Genomic DNA, 15,645 nt, shown 5'->3' on the forward strand with positions numbered 1-15,645 from the left:
TATCAACGAGGGCTTTGATCTGATGAAGAAGGACAAGTCGATCCGCTCGGCCGTGCTCTACTAAGCGAGGAATCTAACGATGCTCGAACTACTATCGTCGCACGCCTGTCATGGCGGCGAGCAGCGCTTTTACCGGCACGAGTCGCGCGCGATCGGTCTGCCGATGCGCTTCTCGGTCTATCTGCCGCCGCAGGCATTGCATGAGAACGCGGGACGTGTGCCGGCGTTGTTCTATCTGGCCGGACTGACCAGCACGGAAGAAACGTTTCCGATCAAGGCCGGCGCGCAGCGCTTCGCGGCACAGCATGGGCTCGCATTGATCGCGCCGGACACGAGTCCGCGCGGCGCGGGCGTGCCAGGCGAGAGCGATGCGTGGGACTTCGGCGTCGGCGCGGGCTTTTATGTCGACTCGACCGAGGAGCCGTGGTCCAGGAACTACCGGATGTACTCATACGTGCGGGATGAACTGCGCGAGACGGTCGTGAACGAATTGCCGGTCGACGGCGAGCGCCTCGGCATCTTCGGTCACTCGATGGGCGGGCACGGTGCGCTGGTGCTCGCGCTGCGCAATCCGGACATTTATCGGTCGGTGTCGGCGTTCGCGCCGATCGCGGCGCCGATGCGTTGTCCGTGGGGCGAGAAGGCGTTCAGCGGCTATCTCGGCGAGAACCGTGAAGCGTGGAAGCAGTACGACGCGAGCGAGCTGGTCGCGCACGCGACGCGCAAGTTCGCGGCAGGGATTCTCGTCGATCAGGGACTCGCGGATCAGTTCCTGCCCACGCAGCTGAATCCCGACGTGTTCGAAGTGGCGTGCAAGGCCGCGGGGCAGCCGTTGACGTTGCATCGTCACGAAGGCTACGACCACGGCTACTACTTCATCTCGACATTCATCGAGGATCATCTCGCGCATCACGCGAAGGTGTTGCTAGGCTGAAAAACGTCGTAAAGCGCGGCGCGAAATGAAAAACGGCGACACGTGACGTGCCGCCGTTTTCATGTGATCGACGAAAGCGCCGCTCAATGCCGCTTCAGCAAACTCCCGCCATACACCGCCGCCGACAGCACGGTGATCCAGAAGCTCGTCGGCCAATCGGTATAGAACGCGAGCGTCAAGCCGAGCCACGCCTGCGCGAGTGCGAAGACGGCCGCGAGCACGAGACCGGTGGACAGCCGCGTGCTCAGGTTCTGCGCGGCGGCGGCCGGGCCTACCATCAGCGTGAACACGAGCAGCACGCCGACGATCTGTGTGCAGGCGGCAACGGCCAGCGCGGCGATCGCGAGAAACAGCACCGACACGCGGCGCAGCGACACGCCCTTCGCTTCGGCCAGCTCCGGCTGCAGCGACGCGAACAGCAGCGGCCGCATGATCGCCGCGAGCGCCACGAGACTCACTACACCGAGCGCGGCAAGCACCCCGAGCGTCGATGCATTGACGCCGAGCACGTTGCCGAACAGCAGCGCCGTCACCTGCGTCGCATACGCGGTGAAAAAGTGCAGAAACAGCAGCCCGAAGCCGAGCGACAAGGAAAGGATCACGCCGATCGCGACGTCGCGCCCAGCGAGCCGTTCGCCGAGCGCGCCCATGCCGACACCGGCCGCGAGCGTGAAGCCGATCATCCCCCAGATCGGCGAGATGCCGATCAGCACCGCGCCGGTCGCGCCGGTGAAGCCGACATGCGACAGTGCGTGGCCCGCGAAGGTCTGTCCACGCATCACCAGAAAATAGCCGACCACGCCGGCCAGCACCGCGACGATCCCCGACGCCGCGAATGCGTTCACCATGAAATCGTATTCAAACATCGTGCTTGTGTCCGTCGCGTGAATCTTGCGGGTTCAAGTGACTGTGTGAGTGGCCGTGTGAATGACCGTGGCCGTGGTCATGCGGGTAGCCGTGCGAATGCGTATGTCCGCCTTCCTCGTCGTCTTCGTGCTCGTGATCGTGCTTCTCGACTTCGACGCCGCCCGACATCACGAAGATGCGGCCGTTCACGCGCATCACGTCGATCGGCGAGCCGTACAGACGCGACAACACCGGCCGCGTGATCACTTCGTCGACGGTGCCGAGCGCCGCGACGCCGCTGCCGAGATACAGCACGCGATCGATCGAGTTCAGCAGCGGATTGAGTTCATGCGCGGAGAACAGCACCGAGATGCCGAGCTCCCGCTGCACGCGCCGCACGAGTTCGACGACGCTCTTCTGATGATGCGGATCGAGACTGATCAACGGCTCGTCGAGCAGCAGCAGTTTCGGATTGCCGAGCAGGCATTGCGCGAGCAGAAGCCGCTGCCGTTCGCCGCCCGACAACTCCGACAGCGGCCGCTTCGCGAGATTCGTCCCACCGACGAGTTCGAGCACCCGATCGACGTCCGCGCGCGTTTTCGCATCCGCATGCGGCAAGCCCCAGCGATGACCATCGGCGGCCATCGCGACGAAATCGCGGCCGCGCACACGGCGGCCGGCGAGCGCGCTGCGCGTCTGCGGCATATAGCCGATCGACGCGTTGCCGCGCTCGACCGTCTGCCCGAGCACGCGAATCGCGCCGGCCGCGGCGGGCACGAGGCCGAGTACCGCGCGCATCAGCGTCGTCTTGCCCGCGCCGTTCGGCCCGAGCACACCGATGAACTCGCCCTGGTTCACGTCGAAGCTGGTGTCGCGCAGGATCGTGCGGCCGCCCAGATCGAGCGTCACGTTGTCGAGTTCGAGCACGGGCGTGTCGCCGTGCGCGGTCGGTACGTCTGCCGGCGCACCTGCTGGCGTTCGATGGACAGTCGGAGTCATGGAGTCTGTCCTTTTGCGTTGGTCGCACCGTTCGGGCCGTTTGTATCACCCGCCGCGAGCGCCTTCTGCAGCGCGTCGAGCTGCGTCAGCATCCACGTCTGATAGGTCTTGCCGGCCGGCAGGGTTTCGGTGACGCTCACCGTCGGTACCTTCGATTGTTGCGCGAGCTTCAGCATGCGTCGGGTCAGCGCCTCGGTGGCCTGGCTGTTGTAGATCAGCACGCGCACGCGCCGCTCGCGCAGATCGCGTTCGAACGCGGCGATATCGGCCGCGCTCGCTTCGGTGTCGTTCATCGCGGCGAGCTGGAAGCGCTGGTTGCGCATATTCAGGCCGATCGCGTCCGACATATAGCCGAACACCGGCTCGGTCGCCGTGACCGGCAGGCCCGCATAGCGGCCATGCAGCTCGGCTACTTTCGCGTCGATCGGCTTCAGCGAATCGAGAAACTTCGCGAGGTTCGCATCGTACGCCGACTTGTGCGCCGGGTCAGTAGCGCTGAGCGCGTCGCTGACCGCGCGCGCGACTTTGGGCATCGTCGCCGGGTCATACCACAGGTGTGGATTGTCGCCACCTTTTTTGCCCACCAGATCGGCCGCGACGATCACGGTGCGCTGCGCGCCTTTCGACGCGGCTAGCAGCTTGCCCATCCACGGATCGTAGTCGGCGCCGCTGTAGACGATGAGACTCGCGTGCTGCAACGCGCGCGCGGTGGCCGGGCTCGCTTCGAACAGATGCGGGTCCTGGTCCGGGTTGTTGAGGATGCTGGTCACGTCGACACGATCGCCGCCGAGTTGCCGCACCACATCGCCATAAAAATTCTCCGCGGCGACGACCGAAATCTTCGCGTCGGCGGCGAACGCGCCATGGCCGAAGCCGAACGCCGCGAGCGCGAGCAGACAGGTGCGCAGATGGGTGCGTACAGACATCGAACCCTTCAGCGCGCGCTGCGCTCGGGACAACATCAAGCGGATCGTTTTCATCGTTGTTTCCTACTGCTTGAGAGTTTGAATGAGTTACTCGGGGTGGCAAGGCCAAATACAGCGCGGCGCCGCGCGTCTGATTACGACGAAGCGCCCGCTGCGCCGCCGCCAGGCTTCGCGGCTCGCGCACATAGCCCGCACAGGCCGCTCAACTCGATCACCTGGCGATGCACCTCGAAGCCATACGCGGGCGCGCTGTGCGACAGGCGGTCGGCGAGTTCGTCGCCGGGAATCTCGACGGTCGCGCCGCAGCCGTCGCACATCAGGAACTGGCTGCGATGCGGCACGCCGATTTCGCAGCAAGCGACGAATGCGTTCTTCGATTCGATCCGATGCACGAAGCCATGCGCGACGAGGAAGTCGAGCGCGCGGTAGACGGTGGTCGGCGGCATGCGACCGCGCTCGGGCGCGAGCGCGTCGAGCAACTCGTACGCGCCGACCGGCCGCTCGCTTGCGACGATCGCCGCATACACCTGGCGACGCAGCGGCGTCAGCGCGAGCCCCTGCGCCGCGGCGTGCGCATCCGCATGCGCGAGGCGCATGGCGTGCTGTTCGGCGAGCGAGGTAGTCATCGGCGTGAATCTCCTGGCGTGACGCCCCCGGCGGGCGACGAGGTCGAAATGATATAACGTATCGCGATTTTTTGTCAGCAGCGCGGATCTTCGCGGATTGGAAGCCTGCCGCGCTGCACCATCGAAATTCGTCCGCGTGCCTTGACATGACCCGGCCCGTATCCGATCATTCGATCACTAGCCGAGCAATTGATCGCACGATGAGCGTTCGCTCACTAGGCGCGAGGATGTAAAAACGAACCGGAGACAGGCAGTGGCACGATTGCAGGATAAGGTCGCCATTCTGACGGGCGCGGCCAGCGGTATCGGTGAAGCGGTAGCCCTGCGCTATCTCGACGAAGGCGCGCGCTGCGTGCTGGTCGACGTGAAGCCGACCGACAGCATCGGCGGCGCGCTGCGCGGCACCTACGGCGAGCGCGTGTTGAGCGTCAGTGCCGACGTCCGGCGCCGCGAGGACATCGAGCGCATCGTCACGAGCACGCTCGGCTGCTTCGGCCAGATCGACATCCTGTTCAATAACGCGGCGCTGTTCGACATGCGCCCGCTCCTCGACGAATCCTGGGACGTGTTCGACCGCCTGTTCGCGGTCAACGTGAAGGGCATGTTCTTCCTGATGCAGGCGGTCGCGCGGCAGATGGTCGAGCAGGGCCGCGGCGGCAAGATCATCAACATGTCGTCGCAGGCCGGCCGGCGCGGCGAGGCGCTCGTGTCGCACTACTGCGCGACCAAGGCGGCGGTGTTGAGCTATACGCAGTCCGCGGCGCTCGCGCTCGCGCCGCATAAGATCAATGTAAACGGCATCGCGCCGGGCGTCGTCGACACGCCGATGTGGAACGAGGTCGACGCGCTGTTCGCACGCTACGAGAACCGGCCGCTCGGCGAGAAGAAGCGCCTCGTCGGCGAGGCCGTGCCGCTCGGCCGCATGGGCGTGCCCGACGACCTGACCGGCGCCGCGCTGTTCCTCGCGTCTGCCGATGCCGACTACATCACCGCGCAGACGCTGAACGTCGACGGCGGCAACTGGATGAGCTGAACGAAGAGCAGGGAGCGGGCACGTTGGCTGCTCGGAGCGGCGCGTCATTCCGTCAAACGAACGCAGCATCACATAACGTATGAGAAAGGAGACAACCATGAAACCAGCTTTCAAATTCGCGCTGAAGGCGGCCGGTGCCGGCGCGGCCACCTGCTTCGCGCTGAGCGCATCGGCGGCGACGGTGACGATCGCGACACTGAACAATCCGGACATGATCGAGCTGAAGAAGCTGTCGCCCGCGTTCGAAAAAGCGAATCCGGACATCAAGCTGAACTGGGTGATCCTCGAAGAAAACGTGCTGCGTCAGCGCGCGACGACCGACATCACGACCGGCAGCGGCCAGTTCGACGTGATGACGATCGGCGCGTACGAAACGCCGCAATGGGGCAAGCGCGGCTGGCTCGCGCCGATCGCGAACCTGCCCGCGAACTACGACCTGAACGACGTCGTCAAGACGGCCCGCGACGGCCTGTCCGCGAACGGCCAGCTGTACGCGCTGCCGTTCTACGTCGAAAGCTCGATGACCTATTACCGCAAGGATCTGTTCGACAAGGCCGGCCTGAAGATGCCCGACCAGCCGACCTATGACCAGATCGCGCAATTCGCCGACAAGCTCACCGACAAGTCCAAGGAGCAATACGGCATCTGCCTGCGCGGCAAGGCGGGCTGGGGCGAGAACATGGCGTACGGCACGACGGTCGTGAACACGTTCGGCGGCCGCTGGTTCGACGACAAGTGGAACGCGCAGCTGACCTCGCCGGAATGGAAGAAGGCGATGACGTTCTATGTCGATCTGCTGAAGAAGGACGGCCCTCCGGGAGCGAGCTCGAACGGCTTCAACGAAAACCTGACGCTGATGTCGTCCGGCAAGTGCGCGATGTGGATCGACGCGACGGTCGCGGCCGGCATGCTGTACAACAAGCAGCAGTCGCAGATCGCCGACAAGGTCGGCTTCGCCGCGGCGCCGGTCGCGGTCACGCCGAAGGGCTCGCACTGGCTGTGGGCGTGGGCGCTGGCGATTCCGAAGTCGTCGAAGCAGGCCGATTCGGCGAAGAAGTTCATCGAGTGGGCGACCTCGAAGGAGTACATTGAACTGGTCGCGAAGGACGAAGGCTGGGCCTCGGTGCCTCCGGGCACGCGCCAGTCCACCTATGCGCGCCCCGAGTACAAGCAGGCCGCGCCGTTCGGCGACTTCGTGCTGAAGGCGATCCAGACCGCCGACCCGGATCATCCGACCTTGAAGCCGGTCCCGTACACCGGCGTCCAGTTCGTCGGAATTCCTGAGTTCCAGTCGTTTGGCACGGTGGTCGGGCAGAGCATCTCCGGCGCGATCGCCGGTCAGATGACGGTCGACCAGGCGCTCGCGGCCGGCAACGCGGCCGCGGACCGCGCAGTCAAGCAGGCGGGTTATCAGAAGTAACTGCGCAGAAATAACTGCGCTGCTGTAACCCGGCATGCCCGCCGCATCGACCGATGCGGCTCATGAAGCAGGGCGGCCGTTGGTCTGCGCCGTAAGCGATGCGGCGCGTGCCGTGCGTCATTCAGCACGGCATGCCGCGTCGCACACACGCGGCTCGGGCGAACGCTCCGCGCATTACCGAACAGGTGGTCCATCATGCGTCCTTTGCGCCTACCTTTGATGCACGCCCATCCCCAGACAGAAAAAGAACGCGAGGAGCGTAAGGCCAATTCGGCCCGCTGGCTCGTGGCGCCGTCGGTCAGCGTTCTCGTGCTGTGGATGGTCATTCCGCTCGCGATGACGATCTGGTTCTCGTTCTCGCACTACAACCTGCTGAATCCCGATCTGCGCGGTTTCGCAGGTTTCGACAACTACCGCTATCTCGCGACCGATCCGTCGTTCGGCCCGTCGATCGCGCACACGATCGAGCTGATCGTGTGGGTGCTCGTGATCACCGTGGTCGGCGGGGTGCTGATGGCGATCCTGTTCGATCGCAAGTTCTACGGGCAGGGCATCGCGCGCCTGCTCGCGATCGGGCCGTTCTTCGTGATGCCGACGGTCAGCGCGCTGATCTGGAAGAACATGATCCTGCACCCGGTGTATGGCCTCGTCGCGCAGGGCATGCGCGCGCTCGGCATGCAGCCGATCGACTGGTTCGCCGACTATCCGCTGACGGCGGTGATCATGATCGTCGCGTGGCAGTGGCTGCCGTTCGCGTTCCTGATCCTGTTCACGGCGATCCAGTCGCTCGACCAGGAGCAGAAGGAAGCCGCGAAGATCGACGGTGCGGGTCCGTTCTCGATGTTCTTCTACATCACACTGCCGCATCTGAGACGCGCGATCGCGGTCGTCGTGATGATGGAGACGATTTTCCTGCTGTCGATCTTCGCCGAGATCTACACGACCACGGGCGGCGGCCCCGGCAACGCGACCACCACGCTGTCGTATCTGATCTTCTCGCTCGGCCTGCAACAGTTCGACGTCGGTCTCGCATCGGCGGGCGGTATTCTCGCGGTCGTGCTGGCCAACATCGTGTCGTTCTTCCTCGTGCGGATGCTCGCGAAGAACCTGAAAGGGGAGTACGAAAAATGAGCCACGTTGCCTCTACTGCTGCATCGACGACCCAACCCGTCGCGTTGCCGACCAAATCGCCGTTCGACACGATTCGCCGCGGCATTCCCGGCGTGATCGCGTGGCTCGTCGCGCTGCTGCTGTTCTTCCCGATCTTCTGGATGACGATCACCGCGTTCAAGACCGAGCAGCAGGCCTACGCGTCGTCGCTGTTTTTCATGCCGACGCTCGACAGCTTCCGCGAAGTGTTCGCGCGCAGCAACTACTTCGCGTTCGCGTGGAACTCGGTGCTGATCTCGGTCGGCGTCACGCTGCTGTGCCTGATCCTCGCGGTGCCGTGCGCGTACGCGATGGCGTTCTTCCCGACGAACCGCACGCAGAAGGTATTGCTGTGGATGCTGTCGACGAAGATGATGCCGTCGGTCGGCGTGCTCGTGCCGATCTATCTGCTGTGGAAAAACAGCGGCCTGCTCGATACGGTGTCGGGTCTGATCATCGTCTACACGCTGATCAATCTGCCAATCGCGGTCTGGATGGCGTTCACGTACTTCGCCGAAATACCGCGTGACATTCTCGAAGCCGGGCGCATCGACGGCGCGGCGACATGGCAGGAGATCGTCTATCTGCTGATGCCGATGGCACTGCCCGGACTCGCGTCGACCGCGCTGCTGCTCGTGATCCTGGCGTGGAACGAGGCGTTCTGGAGCATCAACCTGTCGAGCTCGAACGCCGCGCCGCTGACCGTGTTCATCGCGTCGTATTCGAGCCCTGAAGGATTGTTCTGGGCGAAGTTGTCGGCCGCTTCGTTGCTGGCGGTCGCACCGATCCTGATCGTCGGCTGGCTGTCGCAGAAGCAGCTGGTGCGCGGCCTCACGTTCGGGGCGGTCAAGTGACGGCGGACCCGACGGCGGGTCCGGGCGTCGCGCGATATGCGTTGATCTGCGATTGCGACGGCGTGCTGATCGACAGCGAAGCGGTGGCCGCGCGCATGCTGGTGCGGGAACTCGAGGCGCGCTGGCCCGGCGTCGACGTCGAGCCGGTCGTGCTGCCGCTGCTCGGGCTGCGCATCGAGCGCGTGCTGCAGGACACCGCGACGCAGCTCGGCCAGCAGCTCGGCGCCGACGATATCGACGCGATCCGCCGCGCGGTCGAAGCGGCGGCGATCGATGCGCCCGCGGTAGACGGCATCGAGATGGCGCTGACCCAGGTGCCGCTCGTCAAAGGCTGCGCGAGCAATAGCTTCCGGCCGTACGTCGAGACGGTGCTGGCGCGCACGGGCCTGAAGCGGTTCTTCGGCGAGCGGTTGTTCTGCGCCGACGCGGTGCCGAATCCGAAGCCCGCGCCGGACGTGTATCTGGCGGCGGCGCAAGGCTTCGGGCTTGCGCCTGCCGCGTGCCTCGTCGTCGAGGACAGCGTGACGGGTGTCACGGCGGCGGCCACGGCGGGCATGGCGGTGCTGGGGTTTATCGGCGGCGGTCATGCGAGCGATGCGCAGATCGAGCGTCTGCACGCGGCGGGCGCGCGTCATGTATTCGACGATATGCGGCAGTTGCCCGACCTCGTCGCGCAATGGTCGCTGTCCGTGACGGCCGCGGCACCATGAGCGCGCGAACCTATGCGACACGACACGGCATCAGGTAGCAGCACGAAGTAACGAGCAGCATCGACAGCATTACACGGAGACACATCATGGCAAGCGTAACCTTGCGCAACATCAGAAAGGCCTACGACGACAACGAAGTGATGCGTGACATCAATCTCGACATCGCCGATGGCGAATTCGTCGTGTTCGTGGGGCCGAGCGGTTGCGGCAAATCGACCCTGATGCGGATGATCGCGGGCCTCGAGGACATCACGGGCGGCGATCTGAACATCGACGCCGCGCGCATGAACGACGTGCCGCCGGCCAAGCGCGGCATCGCGATGGTGTTCCAGTCGTACGCGCTGTATCCGCACATGACGCTGTACGACAACATGGCGTTCGGCCTGAAGCTCGCCGGCGCGAAGAAGCCGGAGATCGACGCGGCCGTACGCAACGCGGCGAAGATTCTGCATATCGACCATCTGCTCGATCGCAAGCCCAAGCAGTTGTCGGGCGGACAGCGGCAGCGCGTCGCGATCGGCCGCGCGATCACGCGCAAGCCGAAGGTGTTCCTGTTCGACGAGCCGCTATCGAATCTCGACGCCGCGTTGCGCGTGAAGATGCGCCTCGAGTTCGCGCGCCTGCACGACGAGCTGAAGACGACGATGATCTACGTGACGCACGACCAGGTCGAGGCGATGACTTTGGCCGACAAGATCGTGGTGTTGTCGGCGGGCAATCTGGAGCAGGTCGGCAGCCCGACGATGCTGTATCACGCGCCCGCGAACCGTTTCGTCGCAGGTTTCATCGGTTCGCCGAAGATGAACTTCATGGAAGGCATTGTGCAGTCGGTGTCGCGCGACGGTGTCGCGGTGCGTTACGAGACCGGCGAGACGCAGCGGGTGTCGGTCGAGCCCGGCGCGGCCAGGCAGGGCGACAAGGTAACGGTCGGCATTCGCCCCGAGCACCTGCACGTCAGCACGACCGAGGACGGTATCGAGGCACGCACGATGACGGTCGAATCGCTCGGCGATGCCGCGTACCTGTACGCGGAGTCGAGCGTCGCGCCGGACGGTTTGATCGCGCGGATTCCGCCGCTCGAACGTCATGCGAAGGGCAACACGCAGAAGCTCGGCGCGACTCCGGAGCATTGCCATCTGTTCGACAGCGACGGGAAGGCGTTCCAGCGCAAGATTGTTGAGGTGTTGGCGGCGTGATCGGGCGATGACGCATTGCGGAAACAGACGGCGCACTCAAGGCGCTGTCTTTCGAGGATGTTGGGCGCTTTGGGTTTCCGATGTGAAATAAAAGCAGGGAAAACCTCCGGACGGCGGGAGCCGTCCGGTTCGGGGAAAGCGACGCTATTCGCTCATGAGACCCTTAAGCTCATTAAGAAAAGACTCGGTGGTATGTCCCCACAGCGTCGGATCAACGCCCGCTCCATAGCTTCTTTCAAACGCACAATCCAGATCGGCCGAGTGCTCATCCATGAACGAATTGATTTCATGAATCAAATTCGAATAAGTGTGGGGGCTGTCCTTTTTGTAACAAGCCAAGATTTCGGCAATGGTTTCGCCAAAAAGGTCAAAGTCCTGACCAAAATATACGTGAAATATGCGGTGCATCGCGGGGTAGCGTTCGGGCGACATCGTTTTCCCTTCAGTCAATATAAGCGGTAAGCACGTAATATGGCATGCCATTATAGGGTTCGTACCTTAGAAAGACTGTCACTCTATTCATTTTCGTCAGCTTTCCTGTTCCCTCGATATCCCATATCCAACGTCGCCTGCGACGTGCTTAATCAGTGTAAGAGTAATATCTCGCGTCGGATTCTGCGCCCACGCGCGGAGTCTAATTGCGTTTGAAGACATAACTTCCGATATAGCCAATTCCGCAGTTCCGCGGTTTGTGAACGATGACACGACTTTCCGCTGCGGCTCATTTACCAGTCTTTCCCGCAACTGCGCTTCAGTCCTTCCGACATGTTTCAAAAGCGTATGTCCACCGATCCTGCTGCCCTCCTTCGCTTCATGCATGTCCAGGTTGATCCGGCCTACTGCTATGCGGGCGGCGCGCGCCGCCCTGATCAAGCCAGAGAAGCCGAATGGCACGGCGATATCGAGGGACAGGCCGATGTTGTTCGCCATGTCGGGGCTCGCTTGCATCGCTTCAGCGAGTTTAGTCGTGCCCCGCTGGGTCAGCGTGGCCGTGTCCTGACCCGTCCAGACCTGCCGCAGCCCAGCCGCCGCTGAGTCGGAGCCATGTATCCCGAATACGACACAGCCGGCTTTGCTCGCCATCGTCGGATCTGGCAAAGCGCACAGCACACCCGCGCCGACCATTTCCAGCACGCCGCCGACGACCTGTAACCCGCCCCAAAGCCGGTTGGAAAGCATCTCCGTCTGACTGATCGACTGGCGAGACAGCACGGCCGCGACTTGCGGAGCACTCAGTACAACCTTCACTCCTTCGGCGTTATCGGCACCGGGCATATTGAAACCCTCTGATGTTTTTGTGGGGCTCCAATGCTGACTTGCTGACCGCCTCTCAAGATTGGGACAACTCCGAATTTTCCGTAGGTCGGATGCGCGGTGCCTGTTTTGCGTGAAGCGGGAATAGCCAAAGCATTACGCTCGTTGCGACTGTTTCGTCGTAACGGAGCTACAGATAGTGCGAGCGCGGTGCCGTCTGACTGTCGGTCAGCGACAGCAGCTTTGGCGGCCCGGTATTGGCCGCCGAACAGCGCCTTCTCTCCGAATCATCCCTCGCCCATAGACGGACCGTGAATCCACCGGTTATCTTTCTCACCGCTTATTTGGATGTTTAATTGAGGCAAGTGAAAATGAGTTTAATCACCGATATCCTCGCGGCGAGAGGCCCAACGATGGTCAGAATTTCCGATGTACTGGACTATTCAGATGACCTGTCCTTGGCGCTGTCCAAATTCGGCCTGACGCCCGACGAGAAGATGCTTATGCCCCAGGATAGAGCCGGGGCCATTGCTATTCTTACGAATCTGCTATGGAAAGAACAGGCTTATGATTGTGAGCGCATGAACAGGGGTAAAGCGGAAGAGCTTGCTGAAAGAATAATTTCTGAAAATGAATTAAAAGACAGTAGGTATTTTTCAAACAAGGAATCGCCATTGTCGAATTCATGGAATGGTCTTACGGACTCGACATTTGACTCGGGTATTATTATAAGTAGTGGAGATGGTCAATATTTCTGTATCTGGTTTGAAGATGAAGATTGATTCGACGCCTTCAGATAAATCATGGAAAACCAGTCAACTTATCAAGATTACGAACTTTCAGGAGACGCAATCGCTGAGGTCGTTGAATGCTACAAACAGGGAACGCCTGTGGACGCGCATGAAAGGATGTTGTCTGAGATGGGGCGATTCAAGCGCGAGCACCCTGACCCGGACAGGGCATTTGAGGAGACTTACGGGCAGGACTTTTCGCCAGACCTGTGGGGGCGCACGGCCGCCTCATTTTTTGAGGAGTTGACGAGGCTCCTGAGCGAGTAAGCTTCCAACCGCGCCATCTTGCGGCGCGTCTACACCGATCGCCCGCCTTCTTCTGCGGGCGTTTTTTCACGCCTCCAACGCCGCCCGCGCACACAACTCATCCGTCACGAGCCCCGACAACCACCCACCCTTGAGCACCGCGATCAACGCCTCACGCTTGCGCTGGCCGCCCGCAAACCCGATGGTGGGCCGGCGTGGCGGCGCGTCGAGCGCGATGCTCGTCACGCGCCGGCCGGTCGGCGATTCGACGTGCGCGCCGGCCGCATCGATCGGCAGGCCCAGCATTTCGGCGACCGCGCCGTTGTGCATCAGCTCCTTCACCTCGCCTTCCGTGATGAAGCCGTCTTCGTGCAATGGACAGGTCATGCCGATGTTGCCGATGCCGACGAACGCCACGTCGGCCTGCGCGGACAGCGACTCGACGATCCGATAAAGACGGTGATTGCACCACTGCGCGCGCTCGGCCTCGCTGTCGGCGAGTAGCGGCGCGGGCAGCAGAAAATGCTTGCCACCGGTCTTTTCAGAAATGTGCAGCGCGACGTCGTAGCGGTTCGAGGAGCCGTCCTGCGCGATCGCCCCGACCATTGATACCAACCGGTGCTGCGGACGGTCCAGCTGCGCGATCTGATCGACCGCGGCCTTCAGCGTGCGGCCACTGCTGACTGCGACCACCATCGGCTTTTCCGCTGTCAGATAACGCTCCATCACCTGCGCGCCGGCCACCGCGAGCTTGCGGTCGAGTTCCTCGGGGGTATCGCCATCGATCGGCACGACCTCGCACATGCTGAGGCCGTAGCGCTTCGACAGCTGATCGGCGAGCGACAGACAATCGGCGAGCTTGTGATCGACCCGCACGCGGATCAGGTTCTTTTCGACCGCGAATGCGACGAGCCGCTGCGCGACCGGCCGCGACACCTGCAGCTTCTCGGCGATTTCGTTCTGGGTGTTGCCCGCGACGTAGTAAAGCCACGCGGCGCGCGTGGCGAGATCGAGTTTTTCTGTGGACCTGGGCACGATGAGATTTCGCTTGAAGTGTGCCGATGATAGCGGCCGGCGGCGCGTCTGTCGCGCAGGCCGGCCGCGGATGACGCTCAGGCGAGCGGGGCGCGGGCGGGATCGAACAGCGGCCGTACGTGGCGATACAGCGCGCGATACGCTTCGAGGCGCGTGCGCAATTCCGCGTGGCGGCGCGGATTCGGCGTGAACTCCTTTTCGACGGGCGGCTTGGTCAGCACGGTGGCCGGCTCGCCACCTGCCGCGAGCCAGCCGAGACGCGCCGCGCCGAGTGCCGCGCCGGTTTCGCCGCCGCCATGCTTGACGGTCACGGTGTCGAGCGCATCGGCGAGCAACTGGGCCCAGTAATCGCTGCGTGCGCCGCCGCCGAGCAGCGACAGTACCTTCGCTTCGGTGCCGGCCGCGCGCAGCGCGTCGAGGCCGTCGGTCAGCGCGAGCGTCACGCCTTCGAGCACCGCATAGCCGAGCAGCGCGCGGTCGGTAGCGTGAGTCATGCCGAAGAACACGCCTTGCGCGTAGGGGTCGTTGTGCGGCGTGCGCTCGCCCGACAGATACGGCAAGAAGAGCGGCGCGGTGGTCAACGCCTCGGCGGGCAGCGCCTCGATTTCGGCGAGCAGCGTCGGCTCGTCGGTCGACGTGAGCTTGCAGACCCAGCGCAAACAGCTCGCCGCCGACAGCACCACGCTCATCTGATGCCAACGGTCCGGGATCGCATGACAGAACGCGTGCACGGCGGAGGCCGGGTTCGGCCGGAAGCTGTCGCCGACCACGCACAGCACGCCCGATGTACCCAGCGACACGAAGCCGTCGCCCGGTTGCGTCGCGCCGATGCCGATCGCGCTGGTCGCATTGTCGCCGCCGCCGGCCGCGACGATCACGTCATCGCGCAGGCCGAATTCGCGCGAGAGTTCCGGCAACAGCGTGCCGGCCGGCGCGCTGCCTTCGCGCAGCGCCGGCATCTGGGCGCGCGTCATGTTGCAGGCCGCGAGCAGCGAATCCGACCAATCGCGTTTCGCGACGTCGAGCCACAGCGTACCGGCCGCGTCCGACGGATCGGACACCTTGCCGCCCGTCAGTTGCAGGCGCAGATAGTCTTTGGGCAGCAGCACGCAGGCGGTTTTCGCGAAGATCTCCGGCTCGTGACGCGCGACCCAGAGCAGCTTCGGCGCGGTGAAACCGGGCATCGCCAGATTGCCGGCGACGCTGTGCAGGTCCGGCGCACGCTCGGTCAGCTCCGCGCATTCCTTGTCGCTGCGCATGTCGTTCCACAGGATCGCGGGCCGCAGCACGCGATTCTCCGCATCGAGCAGCACCGCGCCGTGCATCTGCCCCGACAGGCCGATGCCGCGAATCTGCGCGAACTCGTCGGGATGACGCTCGCGCAACGCGGCGAGCGCGCTGCGCGTGCCCGCCCACCAGTCTTCGGGATTCTGCTCGGCCCAGCGCTGGTGTGGGCGCGAAACGGTGAACGGCGAGCCTGCGGTGCCGATCACGCGGCCATCGGAGGCGAGCAGCAGAACTTTCACTTCGGACGTGCCGAGGTCGATGCCTAGGTACATGGGAGCGAAACCTTCGTCGTTGGAGATGCGCTACTTTATCCGCACATCGCGCGCGCTGTCATGCGCA

Annotated in this window: 16 protein-coding genes and 1 pseudogene; 9 read left to right on the forward strand and 8 right to left on the reverse strand. The window is 63.5% G+C overall.

What is annotated here, in order from left to right:
* The first annotated feature begins 79 nt into the window (after positions 1–79).
* Positions 80–934: an S-formylglutathione hydrolase gene (gene fghA / locus G5S42_RS01120; protein WP_176105160.1), complete on the forward strand. Its 855-nt coding sequence runs from the start codon at positions 80–82 to the stop codon at positions 932–934.
* A gap of 83 nt (positions 935–1,017) precedes the next feature.
* Here the strand turns inward: fghA and G5S42_RS01125 are convergent, their stop codons facing one another.
* The 4 genes from G5S42_RS01125 to G5S42_RS01140 all read right to left on the reverse strand — a co-directional run bounded on the left by G5S42_RS01125 (position 1,018) and on the right by G5S42_RS01140 (position 4,331).
* On the reverse strand, positions 1,018–1,800 hold the full coding sequence (locus G5S42_RS01125; protein ID WP_013090401.1) for a metal ABC transporter permease: 783 nt from the start codon (positions 1,798–1,800) through the stop codon (positions 1,018–1,020).
* Positions 1,793–2,779: an ABC transporter ATP-binding protein gene (locus tag G5S42_RS01130; RefSeq protein WP_176105161.1), complete on the reverse strand. Its 987-nt coding sequence runs from the start codon at positions 2,777–2,779 to the stop codon at positions 1,793–1,795. Before G5S42_RS01130 ends, G5S42_RS01125 begins: the two co-directional genes overlap by 8 nt.
* The gene (locus G5S42_RS01135; RefSeq protein WP_176105162.1) at positions 2,776–3,759 is read right to left on the reverse strand and encodes a metal ABC transporter solute-binding protein; all 984 of its coding nucleotides are present in this window, start codon (positions 3,757–3,759) and stop codon (positions 2,776–2,778) included. The genes G5S42_RS01130 and G5S42_RS01135 overlap by 4 nt, the downstream gene beginning before the upstream one ends.
* 80 nt (positions 3,760–3,839) lie before the next feature.
* Positions 3,840–4,331: a Fur family transcriptional regulator gene (locus G5S42_RS01140; protein ID WP_176105163.1), complete on the reverse strand. Its 492-nt coding sequence runs from the start codon at positions 4,329–4,331 to the stop codon at positions 3,840–3,842.
* A 253-nt stretch (positions 4,332–4,584) separates the two neighbouring features.
* Between G5S42_RS01140 and G5S42_RS01145 the strand changes: the two genes are divergently transcribed.
* From G5S42_RS01145 to G5S42_RS01170, 6 genes are all read left to right on the forward strand, one after another.
* Positions 4,585–5,364: an L-iditol 2-dehydrogenase gene (locus G5S42_RS01145; protein ID WP_176105164.1), complete on the forward strand. Its 780-nt coding sequence runs from the start codon at positions 4,585–4,587 to the stop codon at positions 5,362–5,364.
* A 97-nt stretch (positions 5,365–5,461) separates the two neighbouring features.
* Positions 5,462–6,784: an ABC transporter substrate-binding protein gene (locus G5S42_RS01150; protein ID WP_176105165.1), complete on the forward strand. Its 1,323-nt coding sequence runs from the start codon at positions 5,462–5,464 to the stop codon at positions 6,782–6,784.
* A gap of 195 nt (positions 6,785–6,979) precedes the next feature.
* On the forward strand, positions 6,980–7,915 hold the full coding sequence (locus G5S42_RS01155) for a carbohydrate ABC transporter permease (RefSeq protein WP_026229139.1): 936 nt from the start codon (positions 6,980–6,982) through the stop codon (positions 7,913–7,915).
* A complete protein-coding gene (locus tag G5S42_RS01160; RefSeq protein WP_176105166.1) occupies positions 7,912–8,787 on the forward strand; it encodes a carbohydrate ABC transporter permease in 876 nt (291 codons plus the stop codon). The genes G5S42_RS01155 and G5S42_RS01160 overlap by 4 nt, the downstream gene beginning before the upstream one ends.
* The gene (locus G5S42_RS01165) at positions 8,784–9,497 is read left to right on the forward strand and encodes an HAD family hydrolase (RefSeq protein WP_176105167.1); all 714 of its coding nucleotides are present in this window, start codon (positions 8,784–8,786) and stop codon (positions 9,495–9,497) included. Before G5S42_RS01160 ends, G5S42_RS01165 begins: the two co-directional genes overlap by 4 nt.
* Positions 9,498–9,583: 86 nt before the next feature.
* Positions 9,584–10,693: an ABC transporter ATP-binding protein gene (locus tag G5S42_RS01170; RefSeq protein ID WP_176105168.1), complete on the forward strand. Its 1,110-nt coding sequence runs from the start codon at positions 9,584–9,586 to the stop codon at positions 10,691–10,693.
* A 144-nt stretch (positions 10,694–10,837) separates the two neighbouring features.
* Here G5S42_RS01170 and G5S42_RS01175 read toward each other — a convergent pair whose 3' ends face one another.
* Complete coding sequence (locus G5S42_RS01175; RefSeq protein WP_176105169.1) at positions 10,838–11,125, reverse strand: contact-dependent growth inhibition system immunity protein; 288 nt, start codon at positions 11,123–11,125, stop codon at positions 10,838–10,840.
* A gap of 10 nt (positions 11,126–11,135) precedes the next feature.
* Positions 11,136–11,968 (reverse strand): annotated as a pseudogene (locus G5S42_RS01180) (RNase A-like domain-containing protein).
* A 350-nt stretch (positions 11,969–12,318) separates the two neighbouring features.
* Here G5S42_RS01180 and G5S42_RS01185 point away from each other — a divergent pair.
* Together G5S42_RS01185 and G5S42_RS01190 are read left to right on the forward strand one after the other, a co-directional pair.
* Positions 12,319–12,729 (forward strand): hypothetical protein, encoded by a 411-nt coding sequence (locus G5S42_RS01185; RefSeq protein WP_176105170.1) that lies wholly within the window; start codon positions 12,319–12,321, stop codon positions 12,727–12,729.
* Between the two features lie 21 nt (positions 12,730–12,750).
* Positions 12,751–13,005: a contact-dependent growth inhibition system immunity protein gene (locus G5S42_RS01190; RefSeq protein ID WP_176105171.1), complete on the forward strand. Its 255-nt coding sequence runs from the start codon at positions 12,751–12,753 to the stop codon at positions 13,003–13,005.
* 66 nt (positions 13,006–13,071) lie between these two features.
* Here G5S42_RS01190 and G5S42_RS01195 read toward each other — a convergent pair whose 3' ends face one another.
* The gene (locus G5S42_RS01195; RefSeq protein ID WP_176105172.1) at positions 13,072–14,019 is read right to left on the reverse strand and encodes a sugar-binding transcriptional regulator; all 948 of its coding nucleotides are present in this window, start codon (positions 14,017–14,019) and stop codon (positions 13,072–13,074) included.
* Between the two features lie 77 nt (positions 14,020–14,096).
* Entirely contained in the window at positions 14,097–15,578 is a 1,482-nt protein-coding gene (xylB, locus tag G5S42_RS01200; protein ID WP_176105173.1) for a xylulokinase, read from the reverse strand.
* Positions 15,579–15,645: the final 67 nt, after the last annotated feature.

Origin of the sequence: Paraburkholderia youngii (assembly GCF_013366925.1) — a bacterium.
In the GTDB taxonomy this organism is placed as follows: Bacteria; Pseudomonadota; Gammaproteobacteria; order Burkholderiales; family Burkholderiaceae; genus Paraburkholderia; species Paraburkholderia youngii.